General features: G+C 77.2%; 1 protein-coding gene and 1 pseudogene. Both read right to left on the bottom strand.

Features of this window, described 5'->3' with window-relative positions; translation table 11 throughout:
* Positions 1 to 193: 2'-deoxycytidine 5'-triphosphate deaminase (locus tag FV230_RS29170; RefSeq protein ID WP_187275679.1), on the bottom strand; the 193-nt coding region annotated here is incomplete at its 3' end.
* Between the two features lie 54 nt (positions 194 to 247).
* A pseudogene (locus tag FV230_RS29165) lies at positions 248 to 536 on the bottom strand (hypothetical protein); the annotation flags it as partial.

The raw sequence follows: 536 nt of genomic DNA, 5'->3' as shown, positions 1-536 counted from the left end.
GGCGCAGGTCGAGGCTCGCCGGCTGGATCTGGTCGGCGGCGAAGGCCGAGGCCGGCAGGATGCCGCCCGCCCGCGCCAGGGCGGCGATGCCTTCGCCCGACAGGATGCCGTCGCGCGGGGCGCCCTGCCCCGTGGCGGTGCCTGCCGCGACCGAAGGGCTGGTCTCGACCGAAGGGCTCGGCGTCGTGCTCATGTCTCTCGCGCGTCCCGTCCGGCCGTCACCATCGGCCGTTTTCGAGCAAAGCGCCTAACGTCGGCTTAAGGGAGGCCGGGTTGGAGCCGCGCGCGCCTCCGCCGGGAGGGCGGCGGGCTCGTCGCCGGGCAGGGCGAGGACGATCCGGATCAGGGCGAGCCGGGCCAGGGCGCCGATCGCGACCAGGCCGGCGAGCGCGCTCGCCAGCACCGGGACCGCGCGCGGAAACACGAGCAGCGCGGCCGCGCCGGCGACGAGGCCGACCGTGCGGGGCGGGGCGCGGCGTGCCGTGGTGCAGGCGGGGGGCGCCGTGGCGGGTGAAGATAAAACTGGTCGGGGGGGG

Origin of the sequence: Methylobacterium sp. WL6 (assembly GCF_008040095.1) — a bacterium.
GTDB lineage: Bacteria > Pseudomonadota > Alphaproteobacteria > Rhizobiales > Beijerinckiaceae > Methylobacterium.
This window is presented reverse-complemented; position numbering and strand designations above follow the sequence as displayed.